The sequence below is a fragment of the Nonomuraea sp. NPDC049709 genome (assembly GCF_040674815.1).
GTDB lineage: Bacteria > Actinomycetota > Actinomycetes > Streptosporangiales > Streptosporangiaceae > Nonomuraea.
In genome coordinates this window covers 202007-222535 of the sequence record NZ_JBFANM010000002.1, presented here as the reverse complement: position 1 = coordinate 222535, position 20529 = coordinate 202007, and the positions used below count along the sequence as shown (strand labels likewise).

Annotated in this window: 15 protein-coding genes and 1 riboswitch; of the genes, 10 read left to right on the top strand and 5 right to left on the bottom strand. The window is 72.4% G+C overall.

The annotated features are described in order from the left end of the window. The first annotated feature begins 164 nt into the window (after window positions 1-164). Together AB0J69_RS03160 and AB0J69_RS03155 are read left to right on the top strand one after the other, a co-directional pair. Window positions 165-1658 (top strand): glycoside hydrolase family 13 protein, encoded by a 1494-nt coding sequence (locus tag AB0J69_RS03160; RefSeq protein WP_364112270.1) that lies wholly within the window; start codon window positions 165-167, stop codon window positions 1656-1658. 75 nt (window positions 1659-1733) lie between these two features. Continuing rightward, on the top strand, window positions 1734-3173 hold the full coding sequence (locus AB0J69_RS03155; protein WP_364112268.1) for a HAMP domain-containing sensor histidine kinase: 1440 nt from the start codon (window positions 1734-1736) through the stop codon (window positions 3171-3173). 404 nt (window positions 3174-3577) lie between these two features. Here the strand turns inward: AB0J69_RS03155 and AB0J69_RS03150 are convergent, their stop codons facing one another. Then, window positions 3578-4933 carry a cation:dicarboxylase symporter family transporter gene (locus tag AB0J69_RS03150; protein WP_364112266.1) on the bottom strand — a complete coding sequence of 452 codons (1356 nt, stop codon included), beginning with the start codon at window positions 4931-4933 and terminating at the stop codon, window positions 3578-3580. 109 nt (window positions 4934-5042) lie between these two features. Here AB0J69_RS03150 and AB0J69_RS03145 point away from each other — a divergent pair, with 109 nt between their 5' ends. From AB0J69_RS03145 to AB0J69_RS03125, 5 genes are all read left to right on the top strand, one after another. Beyond that, entirely contained in the window at window positions 5043-6524 is a 1482-nt protein-coding gene (locus tag AB0J69_RS03145; RefSeq protein ID WP_364112264.1) for a sensor histidine kinase, read from the top strand. Next, a complete protein-coding gene (locus tag AB0J69_RS03140; RefSeq protein ID WP_364112262.1) occupies window positions 6521-7228 on the top strand; it encodes a response regulator in 708 nt (235 codons plus the stop codon). Before AB0J69_RS03145 ends, AB0J69_RS03140 begins: the two co-directional genes overlap by 4 nt. Before the next feature lie 73 nt (window positions 7229-7301). Beyond that, a complete protein-coding gene (locus AB0J69_RS03135) occupies window positions 7302-9347 on the top strand; it encodes an N-acetylneuraminate synthase family protein (protein ID WP_364112260.1) in 2046 nt (681 codons plus the stop codon). A 25-nt stretch (window positions 9348-9372) separates the two neighbouring features. After that, window positions 9373-10353, top strand: a complete 981-nt coding sequence (locus AB0J69_RS03130; protein ID WP_364112258.1) for a glycosyltransferase family 2 protein — start codon at window positions 9373-9375, stop codon at window positions 10351-10353. After that, entirely contained in the window at window positions 10354-11589 is a 1236-nt protein-coding gene (locus AB0J69_RS03125; protein WP_364112256.1) for a polysialyltransferase family glycosyltransferase, read from the top strand. Here AB0J69_RS03125 and AB0J69_RS03120 read toward each other — a convergent pair. Beyond that, window positions 11573-12739, bottom strand: a complete 1167-nt coding sequence (locus AB0J69_RS03120; protein ID WP_364112254.1) for a DUF6716 putative glycosyltransferase — start codon at window positions 12737-12739, stop codon at window positions 11573-11575. The two genes, AB0J69_RS03125 and AB0J69_RS03120, sit on opposite strands and share 17 nt — an antisense overlap. Beyond that, entirely contained in the window at window positions 12736-13680 is a 945-nt protein-coding gene (locus AB0J69_RS03115; RefSeq protein ID WP_364112252.1) for a hypothetical protein, read from the bottom strand. The genes AB0J69_RS03120 and AB0J69_RS03115 overlap by 4 nt, the downstream gene beginning before the upstream one ends. A gap of 98 nt (window positions 13681-13778) precedes the next feature. Between AB0J69_RS03115 and AB0J69_RS03110 the strand changes: the two genes are divergently transcribed. The 3 genes from AB0J69_RS03110 to AB0J69_RS03100 all read left to right on the top strand — a co-directional run bounded on the left by AB0J69_RS03110 (window position 13779) and on the right by AB0J69_RS03100 (window position 16616). Further along, complete coding sequence (locus tag AB0J69_RS03110) at window positions 13779-14600, top strand: aldo/keto reductase (RefSeq protein ID WP_364112250.1); 822 nt, start codon at window positions 13779-13781, stop codon at window positions 14598-14600. A gap of 90 nt (window positions 14601-14690) precedes the next feature. Beyond that, complete coding sequence (locus AB0J69_RS03105; RefSeq protein ID WP_364112248.1) at window positions 14691-15644, top strand: Gfo/Idh/MocA family oxidoreductase; 954 nt, start codon at window positions 14691-14693, stop codon at window positions 15642-15644. Between the two features lie 117 nt (window positions 15645-15761). After that, window positions 15762-15899: riboswitch (cyclic di-AMP (ydaO/yuaA leader) on the top strand. A 12-nt stretch (window positions 15900-15911) separates the two neighbouring features. Continuing rightward, the gene (locus AB0J69_RS03100) at window positions 15912-16616 is read left to right on the top strand and encodes a CHAP domain-containing protein (protein ID WP_364112246.1); all 705 of its coding nucleotides are present in this window, start codon (window positions 15912-15914) and stop codon (window positions 16614-16616) included. A gap of 225 nt (window positions 16617-16841) precedes the next feature. On the opposite strand, the gene AB0J69_RS03095 is transcribed toward AB0J69_RS03100, so the two are convergent. Both AB0J69_RS03095 and AB0J69_RS03090 read right to left on the bottom strand, forming a co-directional pair. Then, a complete protein-coding gene (locus AB0J69_RS03095; RefSeq protein ID WP_364112244.1) occupies window positions 16842-18776 on the bottom strand; it encodes an ABC transporter ATP-binding protein in 1935 nt (644 codons plus the stop codon). Further along, a complete protein-coding gene (locus AB0J69_RS03090) occupies window positions 18773-20470 on the bottom strand; it encodes an ABC transporter ATP-binding protein (RefSeq protein WP_364112242.1) in 1698 nt (565 codons plus the stop codon). The genes AB0J69_RS03095 and AB0J69_RS03090 overlap by 4 nt, the downstream gene beginning before the upstream one ends. Window positions 20471-20529 lie beyond the last annotated feature (59 nt).

The window sequence follows — 20529 nt, the reverse complement described above, 5'->3', positions numbered from 1 at the left end:
ATCCACACCCTGCCCAGCTTGCCTGACCTGGCGGGCAACCCATCCCGGCGGTTGCGGAGGGATCTGCAACTTTCCGAAACTTGCACTTGACCATGGGCGGGCGATCGCGACATCCTTCACAGAACATCACCCGACATCTCGGGTCATCCGGGGGAAGGACAACCATGCTCGGCAACGACGACTGGTGGCGCGACGCCGTTGTGTACCAGGTCTACCCGCGAAGCTTCGCCGACGCCAACGGCGACGGCGTTGGCGACCTCGCAGGCGTGCGCGAGCGCCTGGACTATCTGTCCGAGCTGGGCGTGGACGCCATCTGGCTGAGCCCCTTCTACACCTCCCCCATGGCCGACGGCGGCTACGACGTGGCCGACTACCGGGACGTGGACCCGATGTTCGGCTCGCTCCCCGACTTCGACGCGCTCGTCGCCGACGCGCACGCCAAGGGCATCAGGGTCATCGTGGACCTGGTGCCGAACCACTCCTCCGACCAGCACCCCTGGTTCAAGGCCGGCCTGCGCGACCGTTACGTCTTCCGCGACCGGCCCAACGACTGGGAGTCGATCTTCGGCGGCCCGGCGTGGACGCAGGTCGAGGACGGGCAGTGGTACCTGCACCTGTTCGCCCCCGAGCAGCCGGACCTCAACTGGGACAACCCGGAGGTGCGCGCCGAGTTCCGCGACATCCTGCGCTTCTGGCTCGACCGGGGCGTGGACGGCTTCCGGATCGACGTGGCGCACGGCATGATCAAGGCCGCGGGCCTGCCCGACGTGGGGCAGAAGGACGGCCCCCAGGCCGAGATGCTGGGCGACGAGCAGGTGCCCTACTTCGACCAGGACGGCGTGCACGACATCTACCGCGAGTGGCGGCCGATCCTCGACTCCTACCCGGGCGGGCGGATGGCGGTGGCCGAGGCGTGGGTGTCCTCGCCCGAGCGCCTGGCCCGCTATGTTGGCCCGGACGAGCTGCACCAGGCGTTCAACTTCGAGTTCATGATGGCGGACTTCCACGCCAAGTCGTTCCGCAACGTGATCGAGAAGTCCCTGAAGGAGGCCGAGCTGGTCGGCGCGCCCACCACGTGGGTGCTGTCCAACCACGACAAGCCGCGCCACGTCACCCGGCACGGCGGCCTGGCCCGCGCCCGGGCGGCCACCCTGCTCATGCTGGCCCTGCCCGGCTCGGCCTACCTCTACAACGGAGAGGAGCTCGGCCTGCCCGAGGTGCTCGACCTGCCCGACGAGCTGCGCCAGGACCCGGCGTTCCGGCGCCGGGGCGACAGCCGCGACGGCTGCCGGGTGCCGCTCCCGTGGATCTCCGCCGAGGGCCTGGGCTGGCGCGACCCGTGGCTGCCGATCCCGGCCGAGTGGTCGGCGCTGTCGGCCGAGGCCCAGGAGGACGACCCCGCCTCCACGCTGAACCTCTACCGGGCCGCGCTGAAGCTGCGCAAGCGGCACCCGGCGCTCGGCGGCGGCACGCTGACGTGGCTCGACTCCCCCAAGGACGTGCTGGCCATCGAGCGCGACCCCGGGCTGGTCGTGGTGCTGAACACCGGTGAGGAGCCGGTGCGGCTCGACGTGGCCGGCGAGGTGCTGCTGTCCAGCGGCCCGCCGGCGGCCGACGGCACCCTCCCGCCCGACACCACGATCTGGCTGCAGCGCTGACGATTGGCGGAATCTTTCCCTCTACCCGGCAAATACCCGACAAACGGCAGCAATCACGCTCGGTAACCTCGGGGAGTGGCACCCTGGTGGGCCAGGTCCCTGCGCGGACGCGTCACCCTCATCGCGACGGCTGTAGCGGCCCTCGTGCTGATCCCCGTGGCCATCGGCGGCATCCTCACCGCGCGGGCCCTGATCGCCGCCAGCGTCTACAACGCCACCAGGGACACGGCCGAGCGGATCGCGTACGAGATGCGCGGGGGCGCCCTGCCCATGGGCGCCTCCATCCCGCTGCCCGACCCCTCGGTGGACCTGATCCAGATCGTCGGGCCCGACGGGCGGTTCCTGGCCACCAGTGACGCGGCCAGGAACCTGCCTCCGCTCAGCGACGTGCGCCCCACCACGGAGAACCGGGTGGTCAACACCACCAGCTGCCTGCCCACCGAGTGCGTGCACCTGTCGGCGGTGCGGGTGTCCATGTACTCCGACTCCCCCATCGTCTACGCCGGCCGCAGCACGCCCGACGCGCTGGCCGGCCGGACCCTCGAGGCCATCGTGCTCGCCGAGGTCGCCCTGCTCATCGCGCTGGCCGCGTGGGCGACGTGGCTGGTCACCGGCCGGGCGCTGAGACCGGTGGCGACCATGCGCGCCGAGCTGGACGCCGTGCACGCCGGCGACCTCAGCCACCGCGTCTCGCAGCCGCCGGGCGACGACGAGGTGGCCCAGCTGGCCCGCGCCGTCAACGGCACGCTGGCCCGGCTGGAACGTTCCGCCCAGCAGCAGCGCCAGTTCGCCTCCGACGCCTCGCACGAGCTGCGCACCCCGATCGCCGGCCTGCGGGCCCAGCTGGAGAGCGCCCAGCTCTACCCGGACGACACCGACATGGAGGCGCTGGTCGAGAGCGCGCTGCGGGACACCGACCGGCTGGAGGCGATCATCACGGACCTGCTGCTGCTGGCCAGGATCGGCTCCCGGGTGGACATGGCCAAGGAGCGCATCGACCTGGCCGATCTGGTGCGCCAGGAACTCGCGGTGCGCAGCGACAAGATCCCCGTGCGCGTGGACCTGGCCCAGGGGGTGGTGGTCGAGGGCGTACGCCTGCAGCTGGCCCGGGTCCTGACGAACCTGCTGGACAACGCCCAGCGGCACGCCGAGCACACGGTCCGGGTCACGGTCTCCCGGGAAGTCTCCAAGGAGGGCACCAGGGATGGGCACAGAGAGACCCCCAGAGACGGCCACAGAGACGGCCACAGGGACGGCCACAGGGACGGCCACAGGGCCGGCGGCGGCACGGCGGTGCTGGCGGTCGAGAACGACGGCATGGAGATCGCCGAGGAGGACCGCGAGCGCATCTTCGAGCGCTTCACCCGCCTGGACGCCGCCCGCAGCCGCGACGCCGGCGGCACCGGGCTGGGCCTGGCCATCGCGCGGGACGTGGCGATGGCGCACCGCGGCCAGATCTGCGTGGAGGACTTCAGGGGAGGCGCCAGGTTCGTCCTGCGCCTTCCGGCCGTCTGACCGGCCATTTCCAGCTTCCGGCATTTCGCCGTCCCAGGGCGAACCGGGCGCTGATCGGCCGCACGCCCTCTGACCCGCCCCACACGGTCCTCTCCCCACCGCTTCGGCCCATCGCCCCAACCACAGGCTCTCTCCCACCGCACTTCGGCTGGGGTCTTGATGAGGAGCGGGCCGCCTCTCGGCGGGGAGAGCCGGAGCGGCGGCGATGGGGCCTCCAGCAGGGGAGGCCCGTCGCAGCCGGTCCTGGGGCGGCCGTCGGGCAGGGGGCCGGGTGGCGGTAACGGGGGCCGTCAGGCAGGGGGCCGGGCGGCCGTTGCGGGGGCTTTAGGAAGGGGCCGGGCCGAAGGGGCCGGGCCGCCGTTGCGGGGGCGTCAGGAAGAGGGCCGGGCGGCGGTTGCGGGGCGTCAGGCGGGGGACATCTGCTCGGCGGGTTCGCGCGGTTCGTCGCCCGTGTCCCCGCCGGTCCCGGTCCCGGCGTCGTCGTCGTCCAGCAGCGTGGCCTCGTCGAACGGCGCCTGCCCGGCCAGCACGCGGTCGGCCCGCTCCCGGTCGAACTCCCCGGTCCAGGTGCCGACGAGTACGGTGGCCACGGCGTTGCCGGCGAAGTTCGTCAGCGCCCTGGCCTCGGACATGAACCGGTCGATGCCCACGATGAGGCCCACGCCGTCCACCAGCTCGGGCCGGTGCGCCTGCAGGCCGCCGGCCAGCGTGGCCAGCCCCGCCCCGGTCACGCCCGCCGCGCCCTTGGACGCGATCATCATGAACAGCAGCAGCGCCACCTGCTCCCCGAACTCCAGCGGCGACCCCGTGGCGGTGGCGATGAACAGCGTGGCCATGGTCAGGTAGATCGCGGTGCCGTCGAGGTTGAAGGAGTAGCCGGTCGGCACGGTGATGCCCGCCACGGTCTTGCTCACGCCCAGGTGCTCCATCTTGGCGATGAGCCTGGGCAGGGCCGTCTCCGACGACGACGTGGACAGGATGAGCAGGAACTCGCGGCCCAGGTAGCGCAGCAGCGACCACAGGTTGATCCGGGCGACCAGCCACAGGATCGTGCCCAGCACCACGCCGACGAACAGCACGCAGGTCACGTAGAAGGCGACCATGATGATGGCCAGGCTCTTGAGCGCCTCGATGCCGGTGGCGCCCACGACGGCCGCGATCGCCCCGAACGCGCCCACCGGCGCCGCCCACATGATCATGGCGAGGATGCGGAACACGAGCCGCTGGAAGTGCTCCACCCCGCGCAGGATCGGCGCGCCCTTGGGCCCCATGGCCTGCAGCGCGAACCCGGTCAGCAGCGCGACCAGCAGCGCCTGCAGCACGGAGCCGTCGGTCAGCGCCGACACCACCGTCTCGGGGATGATGCCGAGCAGGAAGTCGACCGTGCTGGCGTCCGCCCCCTTGGCCGCCTCCGCCTCGGCGGCCTGCCGGGCGGTGTCGGTGAGCTGCAGCCCGGAGCCGGGGTCGATGAGGTTGCCCACGACCAGGCCGATGACCAGCGCTACTGTGGACATGACGATGAAGTAGCCGAGGGCGAGGCCGCCGACCTTGCCGACCTTGGCGGCCTGGCGCACCGAGCCGATCCCGAGCACGATCGTGCAGAAGATGATGGGACCGATCACCATCTGGATCAGCGCGACGAAACCGGTGCCGAGGGGTTTGAGCTCCTTGCCCACGTCCGGCCAGATGAAGCCGACCAGGATCCCGAGCAGGACCGCCGCGATGACGGCCAGGTAGAGATAGCGAGTGCGATCGCGCATAGGGGGGTTCTCCGGCTTTTTGGGAGGGACCTTCTTGATGTGCGACTATGCGGCTCACCAGTGATGCAGGTCACTATTGAGTAAGTTTCGTTCACGAAAGAGATGTCAGATGCGGCGCTGGAGCCTGGCGGGGCAGATGCTCGTCCTGCAACTGCTCGTGGTCGCCGTCACCGTGGCGGGCGGCGCGGCGCTCGCCCTGGTGCAGGCCCGCGAGCTGCTCACCGAGGAGGCGGGCCGCACGGCGAGCGCCGTCGCGGTCAGCGTGGCGGCCTCCCCGGACGTGCTGGAGGCCCTGGACGAGGCGGACCCGAGCACGCGGCTGCAGCCGTACGCGGAGCGCGTGCGCACGGCGACCGGGGTCGACTTCGTCACCATCATGCAGCCCGACGGCACCCGCTACACCCACCCGAACCGGGCCGAGATCGGCAAGCGGTTCCTCGGGCACACCGGGCGGGCCCTGGCGGGCGAGACGTTCACCGAGACCTACACCGGCACGCTCGGCGCCTCCAGGCGGGCGGTCACGCCGGTCATGGCGGACGGGCGGGTGCGCGCGCTGGTCAGCGCCGGCATCACGATCGACAGGATCAGCGGCAGGTTGCGCGACCAGCTCGCCTGGGGCGCGCTCATCGTCGCGCTCGCGCTGTCCCTGGGCGCGGCCGGGACCTGGCTGGTCACGGCGCGGCTGCGCCGCCAGACGCACGGCCTGGGCCCGGTGGAGCTGGGCCGCATCCACGAGCACCACGACGCGGTCCTGCACGCCGTCAGGGAGGGCCTGCTGCTGGTGGGCCGGGACGGCACGCTGACGCTGTGCAACGACGCGGCCCGGCTGCTGCTCGGCCTGCCCGCCGACGCCGAGGGCCGGCACGTGCGCGAGCTGGGCCTGGCCGAGGTGCTCACCGCCGGCGAGGAGCGGGTCCATCTGGTCGGCGACCGGGTCCTGGCCGTCAACAGCGCCGCCAGCAGGCTCGGCACGGTCGTCACCGTACGCGACCACACCGAGCTGCAGGCGCTGACCGGCGAGCTCGACGCCGAACGCGGCTTCGCCGACTCGCTGCGCTCGGCCGCGCACGAGTCGGCCAACCGGCTGCACACCGTCATCACGCTGGTGGAGCTGGGCCGCACCGAGCAGGCGGTGGCCCTGGGCACCGCGGAGCTGCGGGCCGCGCAGGAGCTGACCGACCGCGTGGTGGGCTCGGTACGCGAGCCGGTGCTGGCGGCGCTGCTGCTGGGCAAGAGCGCCGAGGCCGCCGAGCGCGGGAGCGAGCTGGTCATCAGCCAGGACAGCGAGCTGGACGACCCGGGCCTCGACCCGCGCGAGCTGGTCACGATCGTGGGCAACCTGATCGACAACGCGATCGATGCGGCCTCCCGGGCGGAGGTGCACCTGAGCGGGGACGAGCGGGGCGTGGTGATCAGGGTGTCCGACGACGGGCCCGGCCTGACCGGCCCCGCGGCCTTCGAGAAGGGCTGGACCACCAAGGGCGACGGGCACGGGCTGGGCCTGGCGCTGGTGGGGCAGGCGGTGCGGCGGCTGGGCGGCACGATCGAGGTGGCGGGCTCGACGTTCACGGTGAGGCTGCCCCGATCATGACCGTCCCGGTGCCGGGCTCGGGCCCGGTCATCTCCGTACTGGTGGTCGAGGACGAGGAGATCACCGCCGAGGCCAACCGCATCTACGTGCAGCGGGTGCCCGGGTTCGAGGTGGCCGGGGTGGTCCGGTCGGGCCAGGAGGCGCTGCGCTTCCTGCGCGGGCGGCCCAGGGATCGGCCCGTGGACCTCATCCTGCTCGACCTGTACCTGCCCGACATGCACGGGCTGGAGGTGTGCCGGGCGGTGCGCGCGGCCGGCCTGATGTGCGACGTGATCGCCGTCACCTCCGCGCGCGATCTGGCCATGGTGCGTTCAGCGGTGTCGCTGGGGATCTCCCAGTACCTGCTCAAGCCGTTCACGTACGCGACACTCGCCGAGAAGCTCACGCGTTACGCCCGGTTCAAGGAGGAGGCCGGCCTGGCGGTCGGGCAGGGCGACGTGGACCGGGTGCTGGGCGCCCTGCGGGGCCCCTCGGAGCTGCCCAAAGGCATGGCACGGGACACCCTGGACACCGTGGTGGCACGGTTGCGGCAGCACCCCCACGGGATGGGCGCGCAGGCCGTGGCGGACGCGATCGGGGTGTCCCGTGTGACGGCCCGCCGCTACCTGGAATACCTGGTCGAGCTGGGTGTGGCGGCCCGCATCCCGCAGTACGGCGGAGTGGGCCGGCCAGAGTTGCTCTACCGGATCCCCATGGAAAGTTAATGACGGTGACGCTGGCCGTTCAATCCAGCCCTCTAGCTTCTGGGTGCAATCCGATGCACTGAGGAGACACACCTTGCGAGTCCTGGCCGTAGTTCCCGCCCGCGGAGGTTCGGCGGGCGTACCCCTGAAGAACCTCGCCCTGGTGGGGGGCGTCCCCTTGGTCAGCCGGGCGGTGCGCGCCTGCCTGCGCGCCGAGCTGGTGGACCAGGTCGTGGTCAGCACCGACCACGACGGGATCGCCGAGACCGCCAGGGAGGCGGGCGCGATCGTGGTGGAGCGCCCGACGGAGCTGAGCGGCGCGACCGCCTCCAGCGAGTCCGCGGTGCTGCACGCGCTCGACGCCCTGGGCGAGGACCCTGAGGTCGTCGTGCTGGTGCAGGCCACCAGCGCGTTCATCGACCCCGACGACCTGTCGGCGGCGGTGCGCAAGGTGCTCGACGGCGAGGCCGACTCCGTCGTGTCCGGGCTGCCCACGCACGAGTTCCTGTGGACGGCGACCGGCGGCGGCATCAACCACGACCCGGCCGTCCGGCAGCGCCGTCAGGACCGCGCGCCGGAGTTCCGCGAGAACGGCGCCTTCTACGTCATGCGCACCGCCGGCCTGCGCGAGCACGGCCACCGCTTCTTCGGCGAGATCGCCGTCCAGCCGGTGCCCACCAAGCACGCCATCGAGATCGACAACCCGGAGGACCTGGAGCTCGTGCGCGCGCTCGCCCCGTTCATCGACACGCCCGAGCCGATCGACGTGGACGCCGTCATCACCGACTTCGACGGCGTGCACACCGACGACCGCGCCTACGTCGACTCCGACGGCCGCGAGATGGTGCTGGTCAACCGCTCCGACGGCATGGGCGTCGCGCTGCTCAAGCGGTCCGGCGTGAAGGTGCTGGTCATGTCCACCGAGCAGAACCCGGTGGTGGCCGCCCGCGCCCGCAAGCTCGGCGTGCCCGTGCTGCAGGGGCTGGCCGACAAGCGGACCGTGCTGCGCGACTGGCTGAGCATCGAGGGCCTCGACCCGGCCCGCGTGGCCTACGTCGGCAACGACGTCAACGACCTGGGCCCGATGGCGGAGGTCGGCTGGCCGGTCGCCACCCCCGACGCGCACCCGCGGGTGCGCGCCGCCGCCCGCGTGGTGCTGACCAGGCCCGGCGGTTCCGGCGCGGTGCGCGAGCTGTGCGACCGGGTGGTGGCCGCCCGGCCCGAGCTGCCCGCCCCGCCCGCCTCGGAGGTCCGCACGCGGCCCCGCCTCGGACCCGTGGCGATCGGCGAGGTGATGGTGGGCCACGGCGAGCCGGTGTACGTCATCGGCGAGATCGGCATCAACCACAACGGCGACCTCGACCTGGCCAGGCAGCTCATCGACGTGGCGGCCGACGCCGGCTGCCAGGCGGTCAAGTTCCAGAAGCGCACCCCCGCGATCTGCGTGCCCGAGGAGCAGAAGGGCCAGATCCGGCAGACGCCGTGGGGCGAGATGACGTACCTGGAGTACAAGGAGCGCACCGAGTTCGGCCGGGACGAGTACCGGCAGATCGCCAAATACTGCGACGAGCGCGGGCTGCACTGGTTCGCCTCGCCGTGGGACGTGCCGTCGGTGGAGTTCCTGGAGGAGATGGACGTCCTGGTGCACAAGGTGGCCTCGGCCAGCGTGGCCGACCACGAGCTGCTGCGCGCCCTGGCCGCCACCGGCAAGCCGATCATGCTCTCGACCGGCATGTCCACGCTGTCGGAGATCGACGCGGCCGTCGAGATCCTCGGCACCGAGAAGCTGATCATGATGCACGCGACGTCCACGTACCCGCTGCCTCCCGAGGAGGCGAACCTGCGGACGATCACCACGCTCAAGGAGCGGTACGGTGTCCCCGTAGGCTATTCCGGGCACGAGCGCGGTCTGCAGATCTCCCTGGCCGCCGTCACGCTCGGAGCGGTCTGCGTGGAGCGGCACATCACCCTCGACCGGACGATGTGGGGCTCCGACCACGCCGCCTCGCTGGAGCCGTCCGGGCTGGAGCACCTGGTCCGCGACATCCGCATCATCGAGCAGGCCATGGGCGACGGCGTCAAGCGCGTCTTCCCCGGCGAGGAGGCTCCGAAGGCCCGCCTGCGCCGGGTGACCGTCTGACCGTTCCCATCAGGAGAAACGCACATTGATCACGCTCTCGGTCGTCGTGCCCGTACGGGACGGCGAGCGCTTCATCGCCGACGCGCTCACCTCTCTGTCCCGCAACGCGCGCCACGACTTCGAGTTCATCGTCGTGAACGACGGGTCCGTGGACGCCACGGGGGACATCATCGACGACTTCGCCGGTGACCTCCCCGGGCTGACCGTGGTCCGCAACCCCGCTCCGGTGGGGCTGGCGGACGCGCGCAACACGGGCCTGTCGGCCGCGACGGGCCGGTACGTCACGTTCATGGACGGTGACGACTGGCTCGCCCCCGGCTACCTGACACGGCTCGTCGAGGCGATCGACGGGCTCGGCTGCGACTTCGTACGCGCCGACCACGTGCAGGTCGAGGGCCGTAAACGGGTCGTGCACCGCGCTCCGCTGGCGCGGCGGGGCGTGGTGCTCGATCCCCGCGACGCCATCCTGCCCGCGAGCGTGCGGACCATGGTGGACTACCCGTACGCGTGGGCTGGGATCTACCGCCGCTCCCTGGGCGACCTGCTGCACTTCCCCGGCTCCCTGCACACCGCGGAGGACCGGCCGTGGATCTGGCGGCTGCACCGGGAGGCGGCCTCGTTCGCGGTGGTGTCGCTGGCCGGGGTGTTCTACCGGCGGCTGGTGTCCGGCTCGCTGACGCAGGTGGGCGACGAGCGCCAGCTGCACTTCTTCGACGCGTTCGAGCTGGTCCTGAAGGACCTGGAGCCGGAGTTCCTGCCCAAGGCGGCCCGCAACTTCTGCGCCCTGCTCGCCCACCACCTGGAGATCGGCGACCGGTTCACCCCGGCGCTGCGGGCCCGCTTCGAGGAGCGCGGCGCGCAGATGGTGCGGGCGCTGCCGCCGGAGCTGGTGGCCGAGTCGGTGGCGCGGATGTCCGTCGAACGCGAGGCCACGTTGCGGGCCCTGGTGCCCGACCTGCCCCCAAGCCAGCACGTCCGGGTCCGCCGTGACCGGGAGGAGTCCTAGGTGAAGCTCTTCTACGCCTCAACCCTGTTCGGGGCGATGTCGCTGGCGGCCGCCATCGACGACGGCCGCTTCGGCGATGGCCGCCGCGTGCTCGTCGTGTCCAACAACGCGGCCATCCCCGAGGTGGCCACGCCGCTGGACAAGACGCCCGGCTTCGCCGTGCTGCGCTCGCGCTTCGACGAGGTGCACTCGTGGAACGAGCTCATCGCGCCGCTGCACCCGTCTGACTGGCGGGCGCGCGTCATCGAGGTGCCGATGATGGAGCGCCTCATCAGCTCCCACTGGGGCCTGGAGGGCGTCGAGGAGCTGGTGCTGGAGTCGATCGCGGTGCCGCCGGCCCGCACGATCGCGGGGCTGGTGCGCGACTGCCCGATCACGGTCTACTCCGACGGGCTGATGAGCTACGGCCCCACCCGCGACCCGCTGCCCGCCGAGATCTTCCGCCGCATCGGCCGCCTGATCCACCTGGACCTGGTGCCGGGACTGAAGCCGCTGCTGCTCAGCGAGTACGGCGTCGCGCCCGAGATCCTGCCCGACGAGCGGTTCCTGTCGATCGTGCACGAGGTCACCGCCACCGCCCCCGACATGCTGGCCGGGCAGGCGATCATCCTCGGCCAGTACCTGTCGGCGCTGGAGATCGTCACGCCGGAGGAGGAGGCGGGGCTGCACGAGACGATGCTCAAGGCCCTGGCCGCCCGCGGCTGCACCAACGTCGTCTTCAAGCCGCACCCGGCCGCCGGGCGGCGGCACGCCCAGCTCCTGCGCGCCGCCGCCGGCTCGTTAGGGGTGCGCCTGTCGGTGGCCGGGGAGAGCGTGCCGGCCGAGGTGTGCTTCGCGGCGCTGCGGCCCGAGCTGGTCGTGGGCTGCTTCTCCACCGGGCTGGTGACCGCGCAGCGCTACTTCGGGCTGCCGGTGGCGTCGTACGGCGCGGAGCTGGTGCTGGAGCGGCTGACCCCGTACGAGAACAGCAACCGGATCCCGGCCACGATCGTGGACGCGCTGCTGCCCCGGCTGACGGCGGAGGGCGGCGTCGACCGCCCGCCGGTCACGGACCTGCCGGCGCTGGTGCGGGCGGTGGGCTACTGCATGCAGGCCGACACCTACCCGGACCTGCGGCCGGAGAGCATCGACTTCGATCCGCGCTACTTCAAGCGCAAGCGCCTGGAGACGCTGGGCTTCGCCGACAAGCCCAGCGCCCTCACCAGGATCCGCAGGAAGATCAGGTCAGCGATCTGAGGTAGCGGCGCATGCGGCGCTTGGCCTTGTATCCCGCCCGGAGCATCTTGGGCGGCACCTCCACCCGGAGGCGGGCCCTGCGCCGCCCCGCCGCGTGCTCCGGCCCGTCGAGCAGCGACCTGGCGGGCACCCGCGGCCTGGCGATCACCAGCCCGGTCAGCAGCCCCGCCCAGTCGTTGCGCTCGGCCGGGTGGAAGTAGTTGGCCGCGCACCAGGCCGGCGAGGCGTCGTGGAAGCCGCCCGCGGCCAGCTCGTCGAGCGTGCCCAGCAGGTCGCTGCCCTCGAACACCAGGTTGATCATCTCGGCGCTCACGCCGAAGTCGCTCAGCACCAGGGACGGCACGCCCATGGCGATGGCCTCCAGCGCCGCCGTCGAGCTCACCGTGACGAACCCGGCCGCCCGCTCCAGCTGGTCGTGCATCGATCCGGCCTCGAACGCCAGCCGGCCCGGCTCGCCCATCTCCCGCCACAGCCGCTGGTAGTGGTGGCGCTCGTTGTGCGTCTGCCGCTCGTCCTCCAGCGCGCGCAGCTTGACCACCACGTCCAGGTCCGGCCGCCGCCCGGCCAGCTCGGCCAGCGACAGCAGGATCCGCTCGCGCTGCTCCCGCTCGCGCGGCACCTTGGCCTGGGTGGCGAAGACCACCCGGTTGCCGCCCCGCGAGGTCAGCTCGGGCCGCAGGAACGGCAGCCGGGCCAGGCCCACCGCCCCTCCCCCGCCGAGCCGGGCGGCGATCTCGGAGAACTCGGCCACCTCCCGCTCGCTGTGCACCACGAACAGGTCGCAGCCGCTGCGGAACAACCACGCCTTCTCCGTCGCCGGCACCGAGATGCCCGGCAGCCCGCTGGCGAACACCGGCCGCGGGCGCAGCCCGTTGAGCACCTCGGCCACCAGCACGTCCACCACCGGGCCCGTACAGGCCACCAGGATGACGTCCGGCTGCGTCCGCTCGGCCAGCCGCCGCACGGAGCGCGCGGACAGCACCGGTGGCGCCTCCCGCCCGCCCACGGCGGCGGCGATCTGCTCCGCCGAGGGGGCGATCGGGGTGCGCACCACGACCAGCTCTGTCACGCAGCCCGAAGGCAGGTCACCGAGCAGGCAGGCCGCCCATTTCAGATATGAGTCGGAGTCGGCGACCGCCAACACTCTCACCCGGACACTCCAGTCAAATGTGATCGCAGGGCGGGGGCCGCCCTGCTGGTCCACCAGTCATCGGGAACGTCCACGGGCTCGACGGCGACACCGCGCGGGCTGAGCAGCACCCGCAGCGAGGTGATCGCGGTCGAGGGAAGGCTGAGCACGCGCTGCCCGGCGTCCAGCCCGCGCAGCGTCAGCTCGGCGGGCACGCCGGCGTCGTGGACGGTGATGCCGGGGCGCTCCCGGATCAGCGCGACGTCCACGGGGTCCTCGCGGCGGTGCGGGTAGTAGGCCAGCGGCTCGCGCGCGGCCAGGTCCGTCAGCCAGCGCAGGTAGTGGTCGCGGTGCACCAGGCCGTTGCGGACGAGCGAGGTGCCGAGCACGACCGTGCGCTCGGCGGGGCCCTCGGCGCTGAGCGGCTGGGCGCGCAACCAGGCGAAGTCGTGGCGGACGAGGTCGACCCCGGCGCGGCGGACGGCCTCCTCGAGCTTGTCGTCCACGGACAGGGCGGTGAAGACCGACACCTTGCTCATGCGCAGCCGCAGCGCGGCCGCCACGCCCAGCGTGGCGCGCAGCCGGGTGGGCTGGGCGCGGGCGCGCAGCAGCGGGCGGAACGGGCCGGCCGCGAGCAGCTCCAGCAGCCGGAGCGTGGCCAGACCGTCGTCCACGATGACGATGTGGCCGGGCCTGGAGGTGAGCCAGCGCAGCTGGACCTTGCCGGAGAAGGCGTCTCCGACCGCCTGCACGCGCCTGGGCATGCGCTCGCGCGGCTCGGCCAGCTCGAGGCCCTCCGGGAGCCCCAGCGCGCGCAGCTCGCGCCGCGTGGCCTTCAGGGGCCGCAGGCCCGCACGTGGCACGATGGCCGTCGCGGGTCCGAGGAGCCCGGCGTGGTGGGCCTCGACGGCGCACAGCATCTGGAGCGGAGACTCCACCCAGGCCGACGCCTGTTCGACCACTCCTTGCCCTCCCAGCGGGGTGATGGCCCGTTCACGACCGCTTCAAGCTAGCCCCACCGGCTTAAGCCCTCAGAAACGCGACGTGAACAATGGAGGGTATGAATTCGCTCATGCTCAACAGCGACGGCGTGCAGATCCCGCAGCTCGGGTACGGCGTCTGGCAGGTACCGGCCGACGAGGCCGAGCACGCGGTCGCGACCGCACTCAAAGCGGGCTACCGGCACGTCGACACCGCCGCGGCCTACGGCAACGAGGAGGGCGTGGGGCGGGCCGTGCTCGCGAGCGGGCTGCCCCGCGAGAAGATATTCGTGACCACGAAGCTGTGGAACGGCGACCACGCCCGCGCGGAGGCGGCCTTCGACGAGTGCCTGACCCGGCTGGGCCTCGACCACGTAGATCTTTTCCTCATCCACTGGCCGGTGCCGAAGCAGGACAAGTACGTGCAGGCGTGGAAGGCGATGGAGAAGATCTACCGTGACGGCCGGGCCAGGGCCATCGGCACGTCCAACTTCACCGTCGACACGCTCACCCGGCTCATGGACGAGACCGACATCACCCCGTCCATCAACCAGATCGAGCTCCACCCCTACCTGCAGCAGCGGGAGATGCGGGCCTTCCACGAGGCCAACGGCATCCTCACCGAGGCGTGGAGCCCGCTCGGGCAGGGCAAGGGACTGCTCGCGGACCCGGCGCTGGCGGTGCTGTCGGAGAAGTACGGCAAGACGCCCGCGCAGATCGTGCTCCGGTGGCACCTGCAGCTCGGCAACGTGGTCATCCCCAAGTCCGTGACGCCCGCGCGGATCGCCGAGAACATCGACGTGTTCGGCTTCATCCTCGACGCCGAGGACATGGCGGCCATCGGCGCGATGAACAGAAGCATGCGCATCGGCCCCGATCCCGAAACTTTCAACATGACATGAGTGACCCGAGTGGCTCATGTGACGTAAAGGAATTACCGTTACATGACGCCGCCATAAGTCGCCTTTTACCATCCGTATACGATCTGCCGCGTGCAAGATTTCACATGGGGAATTGCGGCAACCGGCGGCATCGCGCGTACCGTGGGGGCCGCCATCGTGGCGGAGCCCGGGATGCGGGTGGCCGCCGTCGGATCCAGGAACCTCGCCAGGGCGCAGGCTCTGGCCACGACGTTGGGGGCGGAGTCGGCGTACGGCTCCTATGAGCAGCTGTGCGCCGACCCGGCGGTGGACGCGATCTACGTCGCGACGCCGCACGCGCAGCACCTGCAGGTGGCCGAGGCCGCCATCGCCGCAGGCAAGGCCGTGCTCTGCGAGAAGCCGCTGGCGGCGACCGTGGACGACGCGGAGAAGATGGTGCGCCTGGCGCGCGAGGCGGGCGTGTTCCTGATGGAGGCCATGTGGATGAGGTTCAACCCCCTCATCCGGCGGATCGCGACCGACCCGCGCTTCGGCGAGATCCGCTCCGTGCAGGCCAGTTTCGGCTTCGCCCTGCCGTACGACCCGGCGCACCGGCTGTGGGCGCCGGAGCTGGGCGGCGGCGCGCTGCTCGACCTGGGGATCTACCCGTTCGGCCTGGCCCAGCTCCTCCTGGGCATGCCCGCTGACCTGCGCATCACCGGCTCCCTGGCCCCGAACGGGGTGGACGCGGAGGCGGCCGGCGTATTGCTCTACCCCGGTGGCAGACACGCTCTCGTGGCCACCTCATTGCTGGGGAATTACCCCAACCAGGCCAGTGTTGTGGGTACTCAGATGCGGGCGGACATCCAGGCGCCGTTCTGGGCCCCGCAGCGGATCCTGCTCACCGGGCCCTCCATGGAGCCGGAAGAGCACGTGCTCGATCCGGCGGACAACGGATACGCCGGAGAGCTCCGCGAAGTCCGCGCCGCCACGGCCGAAGGCAGGACCGAATCCTCGATCATGCCGCTTGACGAATCCCTTGCCATGATGGGGCTTCTGGCCGACGCACGCAGGCAACTTGCCTAGCCGCGCTTTTATGGATTTGTAATCCTCTTGCCTCATGTATTACCTTATGGGGCAACTTGAGGCATACGTCCGGTTTGTCCGGCTATGTCTGACCATCGCACGACACATCACAGGATCGTCCTGTGACCGCTGAATCCGCGTCCGCGCGGAACCGGGGACCCATGTCCTTTGGGGTGAATCGGCACTCCGGTGCCGTAGGGCAGCTTCCACGCCCGAACCCGTCAGCTAACCCGGTAAGCGGCATGGAAGCAAGGAGTAACCCCCTCGATGGCCAAGCACCGTATTTCCGCTGCCTCGAAGACCACCATCGCCCGCGCCGTCCTCGGCGCCACCGTCATCGCCTCGGCCCTCGGCGCCAACGCCGTAGCCGCCAATGCCGACACCGCCACCGGCGTCGCCGCGGCCACCGCCGCCAGGCACCCGGACACCGCCATCGCCGCCCACAAGGCCGGCGACAGGGTGGAGGAGACCAAGGTCAACGTCACCGCGGACCAGGTCCTCGCCCTGGCCAGGGCCCAGGTCGGCACCTCCGAGAACTCCTACGGCGGCGGCACCAAGTACCAGCAGTGGTACGCCGCCTCGAAGCGCGCCGCCGAGACCGTCGCCCGTGACGGCGGCAACCGCGCCGCGTACCTGAACGCCGCCTGGTGCTCGATGTTCGTCTCCTGGGTCGGCGAGCAGACCGGCGCCCGCCCGCAGGTCGGCTGGGACGCCTACACCGTCGCCCACGCCAAGTGGTTCGCCGCCAACCACCGCTTCGGCACCGTCGCCAAGCCCGGCGCCGTGGTCTTCTTCTCCTGGGACGGCGGCAAGAGCCTCAGCGACATCCAGCACGTCGGGTTCGTCGTGAAGGACAACCAGAACGGCACCATCTCCACGATCGAGGGCAACACCGGCAACGGCCGGGTCGAGGAGCGCATCCGTCCGAAGTCCCAGGTCGTCGGCTACGGCTACCCGCAGTACCGCGCCTGACGGACTCCGGCTGAGGGGGTTCCCCCGCCTTCCCTGAACGCGACGAGCGCGCGTCCCCGAACGGGACGCGCGCTCGTCGCGTTTCCCGGCTTCCCCCGGCGAGGCCGATGTCCGTCATGAGCGTGTCGGCCATCGGTCCTCGGCGTGGAGGTATGCTCACCAGCCTCCCTGCTCAGGCTACGGCGGACCTCGCGACGACCCCGTGACGACCCGCGGCGCCCCGCGTCACAGCCCGCCGGCCGCCGTGAAGGCGTCGCGCTGGATGGCGTGCAGCTCGGCGTACGGGCCGGGACGGGCGACCAGGTCCTCGTGGGTGCCGCGCTGGACGACCCGGCCGCCGTCGAGCACGACGATCAGGTCCGCCGCCCGCACCGTGGGGAAGCGGTGGGTGATCAGCAGCGTGACGGTCCCGGGGTGGCGGCGGGCGGCCTCGGCGTAGCGGGCGAAGACGGCGCTCTCGGCCGGGGCGTCGAGGGAGGCGGTCGGCTCGTCCAGCACCAGCAGGAGCGGGGCCTCCCGCATCGAGGCGCGAGCCAGGGCCAGCTTCTGCCACTGCCCGCCGGACGGCCGCAGGCCGTGCTCGAAGGTGTCACCCAGTTCGCTGGACAGGCCTTGAGGCAGGTCCGCGACCAGGCCGCCGGCACCCGCCCGCGCCAGCGCCGCCGCCACGGCCCGGCGATCGTGCAGGCGGGGCAGGTCGCCCACGCCGACCGTCTCGCCGGCGGTCAGCTCGAACCGGGCCAGGTCCTGGAAGACGGCGCTGATGCGATGCCGCCAGACCTCGGGGTCCAGGCCGCCGAGGGGGACGCCGTCCACCAGGATCTCGCCCCCGTCCGGGCGGTACAGGCCGCACAGGAGCTTGGCCAGGGTCGTCTTGCCCGACCCGTGCGAGCCGACCACGGCCACGGTGGCTCCGGCGGGCAGGTGCAGGTCGAGGTCGTGCAAGACCCGGCGGGTGGTGCCGGGGTAGGCGAAGGACACCCGGCGCAGGGTGATGCCGCGGGCGAGCCGCTCGGGCAGCGCCTCACGAACGCGCTCGGGCGGCGCCCCGTGCGCGGGGCCGGTCCGCTCCGCGCGAGCGGGAACGACGGGTACGCGCTCGCGGGCATCGCACGGGTCACGGGCGTCGCGGGCGTCATGCGCGTCGCGTGCGTCATGGGCTGCGCGCGCGTCGTGGGCTGCGCGCGGGCTACGGGCGGCGTGGGCGTAGTGGCGGAGCCAGGTCAGGCGGGTGGCGGCGCGCAGGCCGGCGGTGACCGAGCCGAAGTGGAAGGCCAGCCGGGAGGCCTGGGTGACGAACTGCACGCCGACCGTGGCCACCAGGACGATGTCCCCGGCCGTGGCCTGGTGCCGCCCGGCCAGCCAGGCCGTGCACCCGAGCGCGGACACGTACCCGGCCAGGAACGCCGCGGAGCCGGCGAACGTGAGCAGCCCGGCCCGGGTCCCGGCCCGCGACAGGGCGGCCGACACCTCCTCCCAGTGCCGCCCGGCCATCGCCTCCAGGACGGGCGCGGCGCCACCGAGGCGGACCTCCTTGGCCGGCTCCGCCCCCGTGACCGTCTCGGACAGCTGCCGCTCCAGGCGGGTGGCCTCGGCGGTGCGCACGGCGGCGAGGTCGGCGTGACGGGCCGCGCGGCCCCGTACGAGCAGGGAGGGCAGCACGGCCCCGCCCATGAGCAGCGGCAGGAGCGGGTGCACGGCGGCCATCAGCGCCACGCCCAGCCCGATCTGGGCGGTGTGCTCCACCACCAGCGCGAGCGCCCACACCGCGAAGTACAGCTGCCGGCTCTCCGCCCGCAACGTCTGCAGCCGGTCCAGGTACGCCGGCCGCTCCAGGTGCTCCACCGCCGGGATGCCCGCGGTGAGGGTGAGGATCTCCTCCTGCACGGCCAGGCCCATCCGCTCGGCCAGCTCCTGCATCAAAGCCAGCTCGGCGCGGCCGAACGCGACCCCCGCCGCCAGGGCCGTCCCGGCCGCCAGCGCCCACAGAACGCCCCGGACCGCCTGGCCGGTGGTCGAGGCATCGGTCAGCTCGCGCAGGAAGACGCCCACCAGGCCCTGGCTGACCGCGCCCGAGAGCAGGAAGGCGGCCAGGACGAGAGCGGCCCGGCAATCGATGCGCCAGGCCAGGAGCAGCAGCGTGCGCAGGGTCGCGATCATCGCGTCGCCAGGTCCGCCTGGAGCCGGTACCAGCGGGCGTACCGGCCGGACGCGGCCATGAGGTCGGCGTGGGTGCCCTGCTCGGCGACGGCGCCGCCGTCGAGGACGGCGATGCGGTCCGCCCGCCGTACCGTGGCGAAGCGGTGGGAGACGAGCACCAGCGTGCGGCCCCGCGTACGGTCCAGGAGCCGTTCGAAGACCTCGCGCTCAGCGCGGGCGTCCAGGTGGGCGGTGGGCTCGTCCACGACGAGGACCCGGCGACCCGCGTCGAGCGCGTACGTGGCCCGGGCCAGCGCGACCTTCTGCCACTGGCCGCCGGACAGGTCGCGCCCGCCGGTGAAGGCCCGCGACAGCGGAGTGTCCAGACCGTCCGGGAGGCCGTGCAGCAGGTCCAGGGCGTCGACGGACTCCAGGGCGGCCAGCACGTCGGCGTCCGTGCCGTGGTGGGCGGGGTCCCCCAGGCGGATGTTGTCGCGCAGCGACAGGGGATAGCGGGTGAAGTCCTGGAACACGACGGCGGCGCCGGGGGCGGGGGCGACGGTGCCGCGGTGCGGGGTGTACAGGCCGGTGAGCAGCTTGACCAGGGTGGTCTTGCCGGCGCCGTTCAGGCCGACCACGGCCAGCCGCTCCCCCGGGCGCACCTCGAGGTCGAGGTCCCGGATCAGCGGGGCGGCGGCGCCGGGATAGGCGAAGGTCACCCTGTTCAGGGAGATGACGCCGTCGCCCGCCGCGCGGGCCGGGGACGCGGGCACGACGGCCAGCAGGCGCAGGACCGCCTCGTACGGCTCGGCGCCGTGGACCATCTCGAACATCTGGTAACTGCCCGCTCCGTAGGCGAAGACCAGCAGGGACGCCAGCACGCACTGAGCCAGCGCCCCCGGATCCAGCCCGCCCGTGCCCGCCTGCCAGGCCAGCGTGGCGAACGTCCCGGCCGCGGCGACCAGCTGCACGGCCAGCACCCCGCCGTAACCACGGACCACGGCCCGCCGCCCGCGCACCTCAAGGGCGAGGAACTCGCGCATCGCCGCCGCGTACCGGCCCACGAAGAAGGACTGGAGGGCGAAGACGCGCAGCTCCTTGGCGGCGGCCGGACCGCCCGCGACCTCGGCCAGGTAGTCGGCCCGGCGCCGCAGCAGGACCTGCCCGGGACTGTCGGCCAGGAACTCCGCTCCACCGGGGCCGACCAGCATGGCGGTGATGCGCCGGTTCTGGACGAGGGAGAGCGCGAGCGCGGCGGCGGCCAGCCACCACACGTGCACGGCCAGGATCACCGCCCCCAGCACGGCGGAGGCCAGGCGGCCCGCTTCCCCCGCCGCGGCCACCGCCGCCGAGCCGGGCGTCCCGCCCCGATAGCCGTGCAGAGCCAGGCGCATGTCGGCCTGCACCTGCGGGCTCTCCAGGCGGAGCATCGGCATCGCCGCCGCGGCGGCCCGCACCCGCCCGCGCAGCACGCCGTCGATCCGGCGCGCGGCCGCCGTCCCGGCCGGGTCCCGCAGCGCCGTGCAGAGCTCCTGCGCCAGCAGCACCAGCAGCAACGCGATCAGCGGCGCGGCGCCGCCGTGGGAGACCAGTCGGCCGAGCGGCACCGTGCCGAGCGGGCCCAGCGTCGCCGCGCCCGCACCGAACAGGCCGAACGGCACCAGGCGGCGAGGCCCGGCCAGCGGCAGCAGCCCGGCGAGACGGACGGCCCTCACGTCAACCCGATGCGATCACATTGGTTTGCCATGTGCCTGACGGTAACCCCGCCGCGCTC

What these genes read in the sequence shown, in the direction of transcription:
- AB0J69_RS03160 (WP_364112270.1), top strand. Translation starts at nt 165, where the DNA reads ATGCTCGGCAACGACGACTGGTGGCGCGACGCCGTTGTGTACCAGGTC.
- AB0J69_RS03150 (WP_364112266.1), bottom strand. Translation starts at nt 4,933, where the DNA reads ATGCGCGATCGCACTCGCTATCTCTACCTGGCCGTCATCGCGGCGGTC.
- AB0J69_RS03145 (WP_364112264.1), top strand. Translation starts at nt 5,043, where the DNA reads ATGCGGCGCTGGAGCCTGGCGGGGCAGATGCTCGTCCTGCAACTGCTC.
- AB0J69_RS03140 (WP_364112262.1), top strand. Translation starts at nt 6,521, where the DNA reads ATGACCGTCCCGGTGCCGGGCTCGGGCCCGGTCATCTCCGTACTGGTG.
- AB0J69_RS03110 (WP_364112250.1), top strand. Translation starts at nt 13,779, where the DNA reads ATGAATTCGCTCATGCTCAACAGCGACGGCGTGCAGATCCCGCAGCTC.
- AB0J69_RS03100 (WP_364112246.1), top strand. Translation starts at nt 15,912, where the DNA reads ATGGCCAAGCACCGTATTTCCGCTGCCTCGAAGACCACCATCGCCCGC.
- AB0J69_RS03095 (WP_364112244.1), bottom strand. Translation starts at nt 18,776, where the DNA reads ATGATCGCGACCCTGCGCACGCTGCTGCTCCTGGCCTGGCGCATCGAT.